A 15,950-nucleotide genomic window follows, 5' to 3' on the forward strand; every position below is an offset into this window, starting at 1 on the left:
GACTCATTCACGAGTATAAAAGACTCATTCACGAATATCAAAGACTCATTCACGAATATCAAAGACTCGTCCGCGAGTATAAAATACTCATTCACGAGTATAAAAGACTCATTCACGAGTATAAAAGACTCATTCACGAATATCAAAGACTCGTTTCCTATTCTCCATGCCCAATGCCCATGACAACTAAAACATTAGGACTCGAACAAAACCTATATGACTATTTACTGTCAATCTCTCTGCGAGAACCAGAAATTTTAACTCAACTGAGACAAGAAACAGCCCAGTATCCAATTGGGAGAATGCAGATTGCTCCCGAACAAGGGCAGTTTTTAGCATTGCTAGTGCAATTGCTGGGAGCTAAGAAAACTTTGGAAATTGGGGTATTTACAGGTTATAGTTCCCTGGTGGTGGCATTAGCGTTACCTAGTGACGGTAAGGTGGTAGCCTGTGATATTAGTGAAGAATTTACAACGATCGCTCGGCGCTATTGGCAACAAGCAGGTGTGGCGGATAAAATTCAACTGCACATTGCCCCAGCTTTGCAGACTTTGGATCGACTACTCGCAACCAAAGAAGCAGAAACTTTTGATTTTGCTTTCATCGATGCAGATAAGAGCAACTATGATGGCTATTATGAGCGATCGCTGCAATTAGTGCGTCCGGGGGGATTGATTGCGATCGATAATGTCCTCTGGTCAGGTAGGGTTGCCGACCCGCAAGTACAAGATAATAGAACTAAAAGAATTCGTGCCTTTAATCAAAAACTGCATCAAGACCAGCGAGTTAGTCTTAGTGTACTAGCGATCGCAGATGGCTTAACTCTGGCATTGAAAAAGTAATACCAATTAAAAAAACAATGCGACAAATAGACCATTTGTAAAGACGCGATTCATCGCGTCTTAACCCAAGAATGTGTTGCAATCATTAATTGAATTGGTATACATTTAACGAAAATAGCTCTTATTGCTCTAACATTTGGAAAAATCGGGTAAAGTAATCTGGGAAAGTCTTCGCTGTACAACCAGGATCTTTAATTACAATCCCTGGAACCTTCAAGCCAGTGACAGCAAAAGCCATTGCCATCCGATGATCGTGATAGGTTTCAATTGCCGCCGGAGTAATAGGACTAGGCTCTATTTTCAGGCTATCTGCAAATTCTTCAACCTTAACTCCTAACCGACGCAACTCTGTGACAACAGCTTTAATTCGGTCGGTTTCCTTATATCGAATATGTTCTACATTACGAATCGTAATCGGGGAACTAGCAAAGGGTGCGATCGCTCCTAATGTTTGCACTAGATCCGATATATCATTCATATCAATATCTATGCCTTGCAATTGCTTCGGCCCCGTCACTTCCGTGTAATCATCCGAATCTTTAATTTGGCAACCCATCTGTTCTAAAACGTTCAGCCACAGAATATCACCCTGACAGGATTGTTTGGTCAAATGTTTGACGCGCACTCGTCCACCCGTGACAGCGGCGGCGGCAAAAAAGTAAGAGGCATTTGACGCATCGGGTTCTACTGTGTAATGTCGAGCTTGGTAACGTTGACCTGCTTTAATCTGAAACTTATTATCGCCGATTTGAATCACCTCCACGCCAAAATCTGCCATCAGACGACAGGTCATTTTGACGTAAGACTGAGAAACCAACGTACCTTCAATCTCAACAATTGTGTCTTGTTGAGCATAAGGCGCAATCATCAACAATGCCGAAAGTTGCTGACTTGTTTGGTTGGCTTTCACCCGAAAATTGCCGCCAGCGAATTGCCGACTATAGACGGTGTAGGGCATAAACCCTGAGTTTCCCTCAAAGTTAATGGTTGCTCCACCCGTTTGCAGCACCGTCAACAAGTCGCCCATCGGCCGTTCTCGCATCCGAGGAACGCCATCTAGGCGATATTCGCCATTCCCTAATGCTACCAGCGCCGAGATAAATCGTGCTGCTGTACCTGCCAAACCCACAAATAAATCTGCCTGTTTAGCTGGGATGTCGCCTCCCTTTCCTGCAACCTGAATCTGAGCCAGATTAGAATTCAGAGTTATGGGAATACTCAATTGCTCTAAACATTTGGCAAAATACTCGCTGTCTTCACTAAATAAGGCATTTTCTAAAATTGAGTCACCTTGCGCCAAAGCTGCGACAAGCAATGCCCGATTGGTAAGACTTTTAGAACCAGGAATTTCTACCGTGGCATCCACTGGCCGATTTAGAGCAGGAATTGCAATGGTATCCACTTTAAACCTCTACGTAGGCGGTTAGCTACAACTTTATAATATTCCCATATCTTGAGCAAAAGGGGCAGGGGAGGAGGGAGTGTGAGTTACAAGTAAAGAGTGAGAAATGAGATTTTAAAACTTATAATTTATAACTCCCATATAACTCGCAACTCATAATTCAGCACGGGTTAAACCCTAGCTATCCGCTAACAGGACTGTAGAAAAATGCAATTTATCGATCAAGCAAAAATTGAAGTTGAAGCTGGTAAGGGCGGCGATGGTATTGTCGCCTTCCGGCGAGAGAAGTACGTGCCGACTGGCGGCCCCTCTGGTGGTAATGGGGGAAGAGGTGGTTCGGTATTTTTCGTTGCCGAAGAAAACCTACAAACTTTGTTGGACTTCAGATACAACCATCGCTTTCAGGCAGAAAAGGGTACTCGTGGCGGGCCAAATAACTGCACTGGGGCAGCAGGAAAGGATTTAATTATCGAAGTTCCCTGCGGTACAACCATTTATGATGCTGAGACTGGCGAACTGCTAGGGGATTTAATTGAACCTAAACAGACTTTGCTGATTGCCCAAGGTGGTAAAGGCGGACTGGGAAATCAGCATTTCTTGAGTAACCGTAACCGCGCCCCAGAATATGCTCTCCCAGGATTACCAGGAGAAATAAAGCAGCTGCGCCTAGAGTTAAAACTTTTGGCAGAAGTGGGAATTATTGGCTTACCAAATGCTGGTAAATCCACTTTAATTTCATCTTTATCTGCTGCACGTCCGAAAATTGCAGATTACCCTTTTACTACCCTCATTCCAAATTTGGGTGTAGTGCGGAAACCCACTGGCGATGGTACTGTTTTCGCCGACATTCCCGGACTGATTGAGGGAGCATCTCACGGTGCAGGGCTAGGACACGACTTCTTACGCCATATCGAGCGCACACGAGTGTTACTTCACTTGATTGATGCCACTAGCGATGATGTGGTTAGGGATTACAACACAATTAAGGAAGAATTACAAGCTTATGGACGGGGTTTAGCAGAACGTCCCCAAGTTTTAGCGCTGAACAAAATTGATGCAGTCGATCGGGAAACTGTGGATTTGGAGGCGTTAGCCACCCAACTTAATCATCTCTCCTACGCCCCGGTTTTTGTGATTTCAGCAGTTACTCGTACCGGGTTAGAGCCGATGTTACAGGAAATTTGGGGAATTCTTGACCAAATGAAGGTTCCTGAAGAAGTGGAGGTATTTAGCTGACGAAATGACAAATTATGTTGACGGATGCTGAATCAGGGGAATTTTAATCACAAACTCAGCGCCTTGTCCTGGCTGCGAAAGACATTCTAAAGAACCGCCATGTTTTTCTGTAATGATTTGATAGCTAATGGCAAGACCCATTCCCGTACCTTGACCAATGGGTTTGGTAGTAAAGAAGGGGTCAAATAGTTGTTTTTTAACATCTTCTGGTATTCCCAATCCATTGTCGGTAATTCTAATTGTTACCTGATTTGGCTGCTGTAGTTGGGTGCGAATGCAAATTGTCGGAGAAGTCATTAGTGCTTTGTAATTTGTCCTTTGTTTAGAGTTGTTTCCTAATGACAAATGACAAATGACAAATGACTCTTCAAGTGCATCGATCGCATTTGACAAAATATTCATGAATACTTGATTTAGCTGCCCTGCGTAACATTCAACCAGCGGTAGTTTACCGTATTCTTTGATTATTTCAATTGTCGGGCGTTGGTTATTGCCCTTGAGGCGGTTTTGCAAAATCATCAGAGTACTGTCGATTCCCTCATGGATATCAACAGCTTTCATTTCGGCTTCATCCAAACGCGAAAACGTTCGCAAAGAAAGCACAATATCGCGAATGCGGTCTGCCCCAACTTTCATTGAGCTGATTATTTGTGGGAAATCTGATTTCAAAAAGTCTAGTTCGATTCGTTCTGCAAAATCCTGAATTTCTAGCACAGGTTCAGGATAATTATTTTGGTAAAGTTGCAAAAGTGAAAGTAAATCTTGGGTGTATTCTTTGGCAGGAGTGAGGTTGCCATAGATAAAATTGACTGGGTTGTTGATTTCGTGTGCCACTCCAGCAACTAGTTGACCCAAACTAGACATCTTTTCAGTTTGAATTAAGTGAGTTTGGGTGTGTTGAAGTTCGTAGAGTGCAACTTTAAGTTCTTCGGCTTGTTGTCTGAGTTGCGCTTCCGACTTTAGCAGGGCTTCCTTGGCTTGTTTGCGTTCTGTGATATCTAACACCATTGAGGCAACGCCAATCACCTGGCCATCAGGAGCGACTAACGAGTTGTTATACCACTCACAGACCATCGTTCTGCCATCTTTAGTGATGTTCTCGTTGACGCTAAAACTTCCTCCTTGTTCTGTTAACAAGGCAGTGATAATCTCATTGACGTGCTTTCTGGCATTTTCAGGTACTACGATCTCAAAACTATTCCCTAGCATTTCCTCTGCGGTGTATCCAAAGATTCTTTCTGCTGCCCGATTCCATGTCTGAATCTCAAAGTTGGTATTCCATTCAATAATGGCTAAAGGTGTTTGTTCAATCAGCAATGCCAGTCTTTGCTGTGAAGTCCTGAGTTCTGCCTCTGCTTGCTTGTATTCGGTAATGTCCCGAAAATACCAAATCCTACCGTAGTAATCTCCTAAAGGTGATATTTCATCGTCTGCCTCTTGCTGTTTACGCACGGGTGCAGAATAGCGCTCAAAAATCTTTCCAGATTTGAGGAAAATTTCATCACGGCTGCTTTCCTCTGGATGCTGGTAAAGATAATCCACCTTAGCCATAAATTCGTCTGGATTTACTAATTTGTCTAGTACCCATTGCACGAGTTGGCGATCGTCCCCTTTTTGGATTAGTGCCACAGGAATTTGCCATAACTGGGAGAATTTCTGATTTGATGATGTAACTGTAAGATTTTCATCAATAATCAGAATTCCGTCGATGGAAGCTTCTTGTTGAGCTTGGAGTACAGCATTAAGGCGGTGTAGGTCTTTCTCTGCTTGCTGGCGATTGTGCAGCGTAGCTTGCTGTTCGCTGATGTCATGAAGCAACCAACGCCAGCCGACCTGCTGACCCTGTGAATTATACATAGCAACCATTTTGATCCGAGCAGGAAAGGCTGTACTTCTTCGTGGCTGTAGCTCGATTTCCCAATCCTGCACTTGCTGTAAATTTGCCAATTGGTTCGTAAAGGTTTGGCGGCCTGATTCAGCGATAAACAGGATGAATGGTTTACCTACCAAAAATTTTTGTCTCACAGATAGTAAGGCTGCGGCTATATAGTTAGCCTCTTTGATGATCCCGGCTAAATCCGTCACCAAGTAAGCATCTGGGGCGAGATCGAATAAATCCCGGTAACGCCGATGTTTTATTTCAGCTGTTTCACGAGCGATCGCTAATTCTTCGTTTTGTTGGCGCAGTTCTTCTTCAACTACTTTAAGTTCTTTTAGGGTTTCCCTAAGATCGGTCGTATCGGTAACTCTGCCAGTCACATCTTGAACTTTCCCAACTTCATTCTGTAAAATGATGTCTCGAATACTACCGACCAAAAATTGATTACCAGTGTCATCCTGAAAGCAAGACTTTTTTGTAGAGATGAGATGGGTTATACCCTGAGCATCAGTAAAGAGATGCTGGTTCTCATTAGTAATATTTGTCGTGAAAACCAGTTCATCTATTTTCCGGAACACATCAGCTTCTACTTGCGGAAAAAAATCATAGTCTGACTTGCCAATTAATTCTTCTCGGCTATGACCAACAAAATCACAGTAGCGATCGTTCAGTAATACCCAACGATGTTGACGGTCTTTGACAAAAATTGGGTCAGAGATGCCATTAATTATTTGATGCAGAAATGCTGGGGAGAAGTTTTGCTGTTGTGTGTTTTTTTGCGCGGGGTTATCTAAGTATCTAGAATCGTTCATACCCAAATTTATCTCTAAAATGAAGCTAAACAGCTTTTTTTTAGCTCCCTATGTGTCACCATGAGTAGTATTTATTATTCCCAGAATCACTACGGATGCAACAGGGAATTGGGGATTGAGAGGATTGTGTTCTCTGGGAGAACAAAGAGATGAGGTTAGGTTTAGCGATGCCTGTGGCCAGCTACGCCAACGCATTTATTAATTGTGGCGCGGCTTTTTTGAATACCATAATTGATCTTTAGCGCTACAGAAGGCTGATGAAGTTTTGACACAAGAAGAGATACAGCTTACTAAAGAAGTTTGTAAAAAATGGTTAGCACAGCATAAACGTTTCAAAGACTTGATGTCTTTGTTAGAGACAGACCCTAGTTTATTGAGAGACAAAGCGTGGGAGACTTTTGGTAAAGAGTCTATTTAGTTCATGGTGGAGACGCTTGCCTTCAGGCTTAGATAAGCAGCTTGAAGTTTAAAGAGCCTCCACAGTTGGAACCTATAACCTAAAGTAGGCATCTTGCAGGTTTATTACGTCTATCTCTGTGCAATACCTGATAGAGTCAAAATTCCTTTTTTGTCACACTTGTTGTAATTTAGTCTCCAGTGGGCAGTCAAATGAGTAGCATTTGGGTAGTGTGAGCGCCACTTGCGATCGCCCAATATGAGGATAAAGCATAGCGGTATTGATACGAAACCTTAAAATGCTTACTGTATCGTCAAATTCGTAGACTAGACTAGAACCACAGGGTAACATCAGAGGAATATTATGATGAGCGATCGCGACTATACCTTAATCATTGACAAAAGCGGCAGTATGTCCACACCCGACCAAGTGGGTGGTAGAAGTAGATGGGAAATCGCTCAAGAGTCTACTCTGGCTTTGGCCAGAAAGGCCGAACAGTTTGACCCCGATGGCATCACCGTTTACGTGTTTTCTGGGAGATTTAAACGCTACGATGATGTCACCTCAGCCAAAGTCGGCCAGATATTTCTCGAAAATGACCCTGCTGGCACAACAAACTTAGCAAGTGTACTCCAAGATGCCCTCAATAACTACTTTCAACGCAAAGCAGCCGGTAAAACCAAGCCAAACGGAGAGACAATTTTAGTCATCACCGATGGTGAACCAGACGATCGCAAAGCTGTGTTTGAAGTCATCATCCATGCGACTCGTCAGATGGAACGTGATGAAGAATTAGCAATTTCGATCATTCAAGTAGGTTCAGATGCCCAAGCAACTAAGTTCCTCAAGGCTTTGGATGACCAGTTGCAAAGTGTTGGTGCTAAATTTGATATTTGCGATACAGTCACTTTAGACGACTTAGAAGAAATGAGTCTTGTAGATGTATTGACGAACGCAATAACTGACTAAATATACCAGAATTCAGAATTCAGGAGTAAAACACGCTTTATACTTGGGTAGCAGGCTTACCTTGTGTACCTCACCAACTTTAAATCTGCTGTATGTTTGGCGATCAGCAATAGTTCAGTAACTGTTAATTCTTGATTGGAGAATTGAATAATGCTAGAAAATCGTGACTATACCTTGATTATCGACAAAAGCGGTAGTATGGCAACCCAAGATCAAAAGGGTGGTAGAACTAGATGGGTTGCAGCTCAGGAATCTACTTTAGCTTTAGCTAGTAAGTGTGAGCAATTTGACCCAGATGGCATCACTATATATGTATTTTCTGGTAAATTTAAACGATACGAAAACGTCACATCCAACAAGGTATCACAAATTTTTCGAGAGAACGATCCTTCTGGTACAACTGACTTGGCAAGCGTGTTGAAACATGCAACTGATGATTACCTTCAACGCAAAGCAGCCGGTCAAACCAAGTCAAATGGTGAAACAATTTTAGTGGTTACTGATGGTGAGCCAGACGATCGCAAAGCAGTCATGAGGGTAATTATTGAAACTTCTCGCCGCATCGATAGAGATGAAGAATTAGCCATTTCTTTTATTCAAGTTGGTACAGATCAACAAGCTACCCGCTTTCTCAAAGTCTTAGATGATGAACTCCAAAGTGCTGGTGCTAAGTTTGATATCTGTGACACCATTACTATGGAAGATATGGAAGATTTGAGTTTATCGGAAGTGCTACTCAATGCTATTAATGACTAGCTATACTATTTATTAGGAATTGCAAAAATGGATTCCATTGATAAGCTATTAGCTGAACTACAAACTGAATGTAAAGAAGTACAACCACAACAGCAGCAGTCAACATCAGCCACAGTCAAATCGTTTATTTCATCATCGCCAAAGTCGGCATCTTTGATAGATAATCTTTTGGCAGAAGTTAAAGCTGATTTTGCCGAAGAGGATGCTGCTATTGAATTAAAAAAACAGCAAGAACTAGAACAGGAACGAATTCAACAAGAAAAAATCAAAGCTAAACAACTAGAAGGTTTAAAAGTGCAGGCGAAAGAATGGTTAACCAAAGTAGATCCACTTTCGTCTGAAGGACTTTGGTTTGAAAGGTTTGCGGAAAGTTACCCGTCAAAATTAGAGGCAGCAATTGAATATTTAAAAAGCAATGAATGAATTAAAAATTCAATATCCTGCTTATCAATGTGCTTGCTTGAATTGAAAATTAGCAATTATTATTTAAGTTAAGTAAGTCCGAATAATTAAAATATAGTGTAAAGTGTGTTACCGCATTAGCTTAACGCACCGAAAACCTCAAATTGTAAGTTAGGCAAGCCGTAAGATTACAGTTGTCTTAAAAATCAGCAATTATTATTTATAATCAATATTAATGATGATTTGTTTGAGCTAAATGTTGCACAGCCCAGTCGTGCATAGCATAGAGAATTGGTTGCAAAGTTTCTCCTAAAGGTGTCAGCGAATATTCTACCTTGGGTGGGATTTGGGGATAAACTTCTCGATGAATAATTCCATCTTCCTCCATTTCTCTGAGTTGCTGAGTTAGCATTTTTTGGGTAACTCCAGGTAAAGCTCGTTGCAGATCACCAAACCGTTTTACACCAGTCATTAATTCTCTAATAATCAAAACTTTCCAGCGTCCACCAATCACTTTTAGGGTAGTTTCTACTTCACAAGTCAGCCGGAAATGGTTTTCTGCTTCAGCTTTCATAGTTTTTTTGTAGGAATAACCTGACTCAGGTTTGCTGGGTGTACCGCTAGTTATCTGATTATTACTTATTTTAGGTCTTCCATAATTAGTTTAGCAGCTCCGGGAATATGACAATAGAATAGATACTTGCTGTCTTTTGCAGTCAGATGGAGGCAGATGTTGCTGATTACTGTAATAGTAATCAGCAAAGTGCGATCGCTTGTTTTATAATTGGATAGATACCTATCCAATCAAGTAGAGCCTTCCAGACAAGGTAATCTCTCCACGCTTCATGCTCATACAAGAAAAAATCTCAACATTTCAAGCACAAATAGCGAATGATTATGAAATTGAAATAACAGAGGAAGAAGCTGAAAAATTAACGGTACAGATAGTTACGCATGAAATAAGCAAGGAAGAACTACCTGCTATATTGAAAAATTACGTGATAAATCTTATTTAACGTCATTACATTACTTGCGATCGCTCTTAGAGGATGTCTGAGAAGCTTTAGATAATGAGTCTCAATCTCTATCAAAATACGCCGATAAACTAATAGTATACAGCAACAAAAATCTCAGGTTAAGAAACCCCTGGCTAACGAAAGTTTGAGCCAGGGATAGTTGATCGTTAGATACTCAAGATATCTATAATTACGTAGCTACCAACTCAGAATCGATTTCCGACGGCGCACTATCCTGGACTAGCGATCGCGTTTCACCGTTACGCTGGAGGATACCGCCAACCATTGCCAACAAGGCGTTCACTTTGCGGGTTCGCCACATATCTACGAGATTTTGCACTTTAGTTGCAGACATCCGGCGCAGCATCGCTTCGTAGAGATAAGCAGCATGTCCAGTTTCATCTTGGGCAATACTTAGCATTCCTAACTTCAAGTTACGAGCGGTTGACTCGTTATCAGGTAATACTTTTGCCATTCGCGCAAAGTCTTTACTAGCATCTAACTCCAGAATGTATGTGCTAGCCATAAACATATCCCAGTCAATGACAGCTGGTTTTAGCTGTTCTTGAGTGTAACCTTCATAGAATGCTGCGAAAAAGGGACTACGCTGTTGTGATTTTTTTGTGGATGTAGTTGGGGGTTGACGCTTGAAATCTATAACTTGTTTATTCAGCTGTTGTAAGGCGTGGGCAAAAATTTGACCATGCCTAGTTTCATCTGAAGCATGTTTTGCTAGTTTTTCGGCTAGCCATGTATCGCCTTCAGCAGCGGCGCGATCGCTAAGTGCAGATAAAAATGGCACAGAGCCAGATTCGGCCAACTGAAACCCTGCAAGGATGTTGGGGCGGGTTTTAGAGTCACGAATTTGAGCAGCAGAGTAATAGGCAAAGACACTTGAACCAGCTAGATGCAGAAGGTTAGTCAAGAAGTTCATCAAAAATTCCCGCTGACAATTGGAAGGTTACAATTCTTATACTAATTCGCATTTTCTATCGGTTGCCGCCAGAGGGTCTTACGATTTGGAATTTTGAATTGCCTGTAGAACGATATGCCAACAGTTAACAAATATATCTTTGTATTTTGTTAATATCATCCCACAGAGGTAGGTAAATTTGGATGGAGAAATTAATTAAACTAATGCGATTTTGGCTTTGTGCAACGATCATAATTTTAAATTTGATGGGCTGCGATCGTTTTATCGGTACTTCTGGAGAACCGGTTGAGCGAGTCAGTGATGGCGATACTTTAGTAGTAAAAGACACCAACGGCAAAAATCTTACAGTCCGTTTTGCTTGTGTAGATGCACCAGAGATAGCTCATACTAACAAAGAAAAGCAGAGTAAACGTATTAGCGATCGCAATCAATTTACTTGGGGTGTCAAAGCCCAAGAACGGGTGCAACAACTGGTACAACAAGGAGGCGATCGCGTAACTTTGAATATCACCGATAGCGATCGCTATGGGCGTAAAATTGCCGAAGTCCGTTTAAAAAATGGCACTTTTGTGCAACAGGTATTGTTGCAAGAAGGTCTAGCAAAAGTGTATCGTCCCTATTTAAACAAGTGTCCTAGTAAAGACTTAGTTCAGCAAGCCGAAACTAAAGCGAAGGAACAACGGCTCGGCGTTTGGAGCGATACTAAATTTGTAAATCCTTGGGAATATCGCAGCCTATATAAGAAGTAAAAACTCGGCATTGCATATTTGCGCGATAATTTAGCAACTCCCAAAATTCCCCCCTGCTCCCCTGCCTCCTCTGCTCCCCTGCTCCCCTGCTCCCCTGCCTCCTCTGCTCCCCTGCCCCCCTGCCTCCTCTGCTCCCCTGCCCCCCTGCCTCCCCTAATCCTCTCCCCAAGTTTGCAGTTGCAAATAAACTAGTACCAGCGCCACTGCTAATAATACAGTCGCTCCTGCTGCTGCATAACCAAAATCAAACTGACCAAAAGCCTCTTGGTAAATATAGTAAACCAGCAGATTAGTCGAATTTAGTGGTCCACCGCCAGTCATCACAAAAACTTGCTCAAAACTCCGCAATGTAAAAATTGCGGTAGTAATAATTGCAAATATCATAGTCGGGCGCAATCCGGGCAAAGTAATATACCAAAATTGTTGCCAAGCATTTGCTCCATCTAAGTCTGCTGCTTCATAACGACTGGGAGGAATTGCTTGCAACCCTGCTAAAAAAACCACCATATTGAAACCCAGTTGTTTCCAAATACTCATTAAAATAATTACTGGCATTGCCCAAAATGTGTCTCCTAGCCAGGGTATTTCTGAAATACCAAAAAAATTTAAAAGTCCGTTAACAGGGCCTGATGTTTGAAACAGCCAGCGAAATCCCAAACCGGCTGCCACAAGTGAGATAATTGAAGGTAGAAAATAGGCACTCCGCAGGATGCCCCGCAAGGGAATGGAACGGTTTAGTAGTACTGCCAATCCCAAGGAGATAACTAAACTGGGAATGATGGTGGCAACAGTAAAATAGAAGGTGTTACCCAAAACTTGCAAGAAGTCGGGGTTGAGTAGCAAACGCCAATAGTTTTTTAAGCCTATCCAATAAATACCTTTTAAGGTGAAACTACCAGCAGTGAAACTGAGATAGAACAAATAGGCAATCGGCCAAATGATAAAAACACCCAGCAAAATTAATGCTGGTGTGAGAAAAATCCACGCGGCTACTGTATCATTATCCAACCACGACTTAGTATATATTTTTGGCATCTATAATTAACCCTTTTAGCTGTTATGACTCTCCGCCTTGATTCTACCCTGAGCTTAATTTCTCCCAACATTAGCGATAATTCCCAACAATTCGCCCCTTTAAAGCTGGGAATTATGGCTTCTGGGAATGGCAGCAATTTTGATGTAGTTGCCCAAGCTATCGAAGATGGGCGGCTAAATGCCCAAATTCAAGTTTTAATTTACAATAACCCCTCAGCGAAAGCAGCCGTCAGAGCAGCTAAGAGAGGTGTAGAAACTGTTTTATTAAATCACCGCAACTATCAAAACCGAGAAGAGTTTGACGAAAAGATTGTGCAGACATTGCGGCACTACGATGTAGAATGGGTAATTTTAGCAGGGTGGATGCGACTATTAACGTCAGTTTTTATTGATGCTTTTCCTGAGAAGATTATCAATATCCATCCTAGTTTGTTACCTAGTTTCAAAGGAATCCATGCTGTAGAACAAGCCTTAGCATCTGGGGTAAAAATTACTGGTTGTACAGTGCATATAGCTTGCTTAGAAATGGATAGCGGCCCAATATTAATGCAAGCCGCAGTACCGGTACTGCCGGATGATACAGCAGAAACACTCCACGCCAGGATTCAAATTCAAGAACATCGAATTTTACCATTAGCGATCGCTCTGGCAGCTTCTTCGTCAAAAGTTACACTAAGCTTGTCGTAAAAATACATATATCAAGTAGTGGCGCACAGCTAGCTGCGCGCCCTTACTATTCATCAGAGTTAGCTTCAGCAGCTTGATACGCTTGCAAAAGCCTAGCATGATCAAGAGTAAATCCTACTTGCATGGCTATTTGGGCAAATAAATCAATCTCAGATTGTTGCCAATCACGGGGTTCAGAACATTGGTGTGCAATTAATAAGCCAAATAGCTGCTCATCTTTAATAATTGGTGCTACTAAATTTGCTTTCACACCAAAAGATGCGAGCAGGTTAATGTGACAATCAGCCAAATTAGACTCATAAATGTTGTTGATTGCGACAACATCACCAGATTGGTACTTTTCTACATAGCTTTCAGTAAAACAAGGGTCGTGAATTTTAGACCGCAAAACTTTGGGATAACCCGGAAGCACTGATTCAGCAATAATAATTCCAAACCAATTAGCGTAAAAGCTATAAACCAGCACTCGGTCAGTACTCAGTGCTTTGCGAACCTCTTCCACAGCAGTTTTAATGATATCCTCTTCCTTGAGAGATTGGCGAATGCTGCGGATAATATCCACTAGTAACTGACTTCGCATCCTTTCAGCTTCAATTCTTTGCAGGAGTCTTGCATGGTCAAGAGCAAATCCTACTTGCATCGCCATCTGGCCAAATAAATCAATCTCAGTTTGTTGCCAATCACGGGGTTTGGAGCATTGATGTGCAATTAACAAGCCAAATAGCTCTTTATCTTTAATAATGGGGGCGACCAGATTTGCTTTCACACCAAAGGATTCGAGCAAGTTAATATGGCAGTCAGCCAAACCAGCTTCATAAATGTTGTTGATTGCCAGAACGCGACCAGACTGATACTCTTCTACATAGCCTTGACCGAAACATGGGTCTTGGATTTCAGCTCGCAAAACTTTTGGGTAAGTGAGAACAACTGATTCAGCAATCACTGTTCCAGACCAATCAGCATCAAAGCTATAAACCATCACTCGGTCGGTACTTAGAGCTTTGCGAACTTCTTCCACAGTGGTTTTGAGGACATCCTCTTCGTTGAGTGATTGGCGAATGATGCCGATAGTATCTGCTAATAACTGACTTTGCACACCCTCAGCCTCGATGCGTTGCAGCAGTCTTGCGTGGTCGAGAGCAAACCCGACTTGCATCGCTATCTGGGCAAATAAATCAATCTCAGATTGTTGCCAATCACGGGGTCTGGAACATTGATGTGCAATTAATAAGCCAAATAATTGTTCATCTTTGAGAATGGGGGCGACCAGATTTGCTTTGACAGCAAAGGATTCGAGTAAGTTAATATGGCAGTCAGCCAAACCAGCTTCATAAATGTTGTTTGTGGCTACAACGCGACCAGACTGATACTTTTCTACATAACCCTGACCGAAACAGATGTCTTGAATTTCAGACCGCAAAACTTTGGGATAACCTGGAACCACTGATTCGGCAATTATAATTCCAGACCAATTAGCGTCAAAGCTATAAACCAGCACTCGGTCAGTACTCAGAGCTTTACGAGCCTCTTCCACCGTCGTTTTGAGGACATCTTCTTCGTTGAGCGATTGGCGAATGCTGCGGGTAATTTCTATAAATACCTGAGCGTTATCTGCCTTGGTATCTACTTGTTGTAGAAGGTTGGCGTAATCAAGGGCAAATCCTACTTGCATGGCTATCTGAGAGAACAAATCAATCTCAGATTGTTGCCAAAAGCGAAGTCTAGAACATTGATGTGCAATCAATAAACCGAATAGCTGTTTGCCTTTGAGAATCGGTGCTACTAAATTAGATTTGACAGCAAATTGCTCGAGCAACTCAATATCACCATCACTGAGATCGCCTTGATGGATATTATCAATAGCATGGATGCTACCATTCTGATATTTTTCTATATACCCTGCCTCAAATCCAGCCTCAGAGACTGTAACCCCTAATATTTTCGGTAAACCAGGTGCTACTGATTCGGCTATAAAGGTTCCATTATAGCTGGAGTCGAAGCAAAAGATGGTGACGCGATCGATGCTTAAAGCTTTACGAATTTCTTCTGAGGTAGTTTTGAGAACATCTTCTTGATTGAATGATTCTCGAACCCAACGGGTAATTTTGATTAATAGTTGGGAGTAATCAGCTTCGGCTTCTTTCTCCTGTACCAAAACCGAAAGCAGGTCTGTGAATAAGGTGATGTTTCTTTCTAACATCACTAATTCGTCTTGGCTAGCGATGAAGACTTGAGTAAACTCACTGTCTGGACGTAGCTTCTTTTTAATATTATTAGAAATTGCAGCAACGTTGCTGACTCGACTCATAACTCGATTCGTCACAAAAACAGCGATCGCACCTGTTAAAATTGCTGTCACTCCCATACCAGTTAACAAGAGTGACAATTGTCTTTCTAGAGCAAGTTCAGTTTCTGTTGAACTTTGTTCATTCTCAAGTCTTACTTGCGAAGTTTGTGTGTTAATTAAATTAATGCCATATTTATAAGTAGCTGTTCCAATTGCAACCACAGGAAGGACACTTATACTTAGTGCCCAAACTATTGCTTTAGTTTTTAAACTCCATTTTTGTTGCCAGAGTCTCTGTTGACGATTTTGTCTTGTTTGGCTTTGAGAAAAAGACTGACTCATAAAGAAAACCTGGATTGCTGCAATTGAGAATCAAGTAAATAACCTCACCATCAAATTCTACATAAAACTTATAAAACAAGGACTGGCTTGTAGGAGTATTTTGAGGCACTAATGTTCTAGGTTATGTCCCATAGCGCTTTAATTGCCTTTCAAATCAAAAAAATTGGGTCTAATAAACAGGCTTGTTAACAATCAGATGGCGATC

General features: G+C 41.8%; 13 protein-coding genes. 7 read left to right on the forward strand and 6 right to left on the reverse strand.

The genetic code is table 11. The features are described 5' to 3' along the window. Nucleotides 1-179 precede the first annotated feature (179 nt). Nucleotides 180-842 carry a class I SAM-dependent methyltransferase gene (locus tag RMY16_RS25970; RefSeq protein ID WP_322738793.1) on the forward strand — a complete coding sequence of 221 codons (663 nt, stop codon included), beginning with the start codon at nt 180-182 and terminating at the stop codon, nt 840-842. Nucleotides 843-963: 121 nt separating this feature from the next. On the opposite strand, the gene aroA is transcribed toward RMY16_RS25970, so the two are convergent. Further along, on the reverse strand, nt 964-2,244 hold the full coding sequence (gene aroA, locus RMY16_RS25975) for a 3-phosphoshikimate 1-carboxyvinyltransferase (protein WP_322738777.1): 1,281 nt from the start codon (nt 2,242-2,244) through the stop codon (nt 964-966). Nucleotides 2,245-2,451: 207 nt separating this feature from the next. On the opposite strand from aroA, the gene obgE reads away from it, so the two are divergent. Further along, complete coding sequence (gene obgE / locus RMY16_RS25980) at nt 2,452-3,480, forward strand: GTPase ObgE (RefSeq protein WP_322664660.1); 1,029 nt, start codon at nt 2,452-2,454, stop codon at nt 3,478-3,480. A gap of 12 nt (nt 3,481-3,492) precedes the next feature. Here the strand turns inward: obgE and RMY16_RS25985 are convergent, their stop codons facing one another. Next, nucleotides 3,493-6,171: a PAS domain S-box protein gene (locus tag RMY16_RS25985; protein ID WP_322738778.1), complete on the reverse strand. Its 2,679-nt coding sequence runs from the start codon at nt 6,169-6,171 to the stop codon at nt 3,493-3,495. Between the two features lie 760 nt (nt 6,172-6,931). Here RMY16_RS25985 and RMY16_RS25990 point away from each other — a divergent pair. The 3 genes from RMY16_RS25990 to RMY16_RS26000 all read left to right on the forward strand — a co-directional run bounded on the left by RMY16_RS25990 (nt 6,932) and on the right by RMY16_RS26000 (nt 8,716). Beyond that, nucleotides 6,932-7,537: a VWA domain-containing protein gene (locus tag RMY16_RS25990; RefSeq protein WP_322738779.1), complete on the forward strand. Its 606-nt coding sequence runs from the start codon at nt 6,932-6,934 to the stop codon at nt 7,535-7,537. Between the two features lie 150 nt (nt 7,538-7,687). Beyond that, the gene (locus RMY16_RS25995; protein WP_322664652.1) at nt 7,688-8,293 is read left to right on the forward strand and encodes a VWA domain-containing protein; all 606 of its coding nucleotides are present in this window, start codon (nt 7,688-7,690) and stop codon (nt 8,291-8,293) included. Nucleotides 8,294-8,320: 27 nt separating this feature from the next. Then, on the forward strand, nt 8,321-8,716 hold the full coding sequence (locus RMY16_RS26000) for a salt stress protein, Slr1339 family (protein ID WP_322664650.1): 396 nt from the start codon (nt 8,321-8,323) through the stop codon (nt 8,714-8,716). A 211-nt stretch (nt 8,717-8,927) separates the two neighbouring features. Here RMY16_RS26000 and RMY16_RS26005 read toward each other — a convergent pair whose 3' ends face one another. Further along, nucleotides 8,928-9,269, reverse strand: a complete 342-nt coding sequence (locus RMY16_RS26005; protein WP_322738780.1) for a helix-turn-helix domain-containing protein — start codon at nt 9,267-9,269, stop codon at nt 8,928-8,930. 632 nt (nt 9,270-9,901) lie between these two features. Then, complete coding sequence (locus RMY16_RS26010; RefSeq protein WP_322738781.1) at nt 9,902-10,645, reverse strand: ferritin-like domain-containing protein; 744 nt, start codon at nt 10,643-10,645, stop codon at nt 9,902-9,904. A 182-nt stretch (nt 10,646-10,827) separates the two neighbouring features. Between RMY16_RS26010 and RMY16_RS26015 the strand changes: the two genes are divergently transcribed. Next, the gene (locus RMY16_RS26015) at nt 10,828-11,394 is read left to right on the forward strand and encodes a thermonuclease family protein (protein WP_322738782.1); all 567 of its coding nucleotides are present in this window, start codon (nt 10,828-10,830) and stop codon (nt 11,392-11,394) included. A gap of 153 nt (nt 11,395-11,547) precedes the next feature. Here RMY16_RS26015 and RMY16_RS26020 read toward each other — a convergent pair whose 3' ends face one another. Beyond that, the gene (locus RMY16_RS26020; RefSeq protein WP_322738783.1) at nt 11,548-12,429 is read right to left on the reverse strand and encodes a sugar ABC transporter permease; all 882 of its coding nucleotides are present in this window, start codon (nt 12,427-12,429) and stop codon (nt 11,548-11,550) included. A 24-nt stretch (nt 12,430-12,453) separates the two neighbouring features. Here RMY16_RS26020 and purN point away from each other — a divergent pair, with 24 nt between their 5' ends. Continuing rightward, nucleotides 12,454-13,116, forward strand: a complete 663-nt coding sequence (purN, locus tag RMY16_RS26025) for a phosphoribosylglycinamide formyltransferase (RefSeq protein WP_322738784.1) — start codon at nt 12,454-12,456, stop codon at nt 13,114-13,116. A 46-nt stretch (nt 13,117-13,162) separates the two neighbouring features. On the opposite strand, the gene RMY16_RS26030 is transcribed toward purN, so the two are convergent. Beyond that, nucleotides 13,163-15,745, reverse strand: coding sequence for a GAF domain-containing protein (locus RMY16_RS26030; protein ID WP_322738785.1), 2,583 nt, complete (start codon nt 15,743-15,745; stop codon nt 13,163-13,165). Between the last annotated feature and the right edge of the window lie 205 nt (nt 15,746-15,950).

This window comes from Nostoc sp. DedQUE12b (assembly GCF_034530835.1).
In the GTDB taxonomy this organism is placed as follows: Bacteria; Cyanobacteriota; Cyanobacteriia; order Cyanobacteriales; family Nostocaceae; genus Nostoc.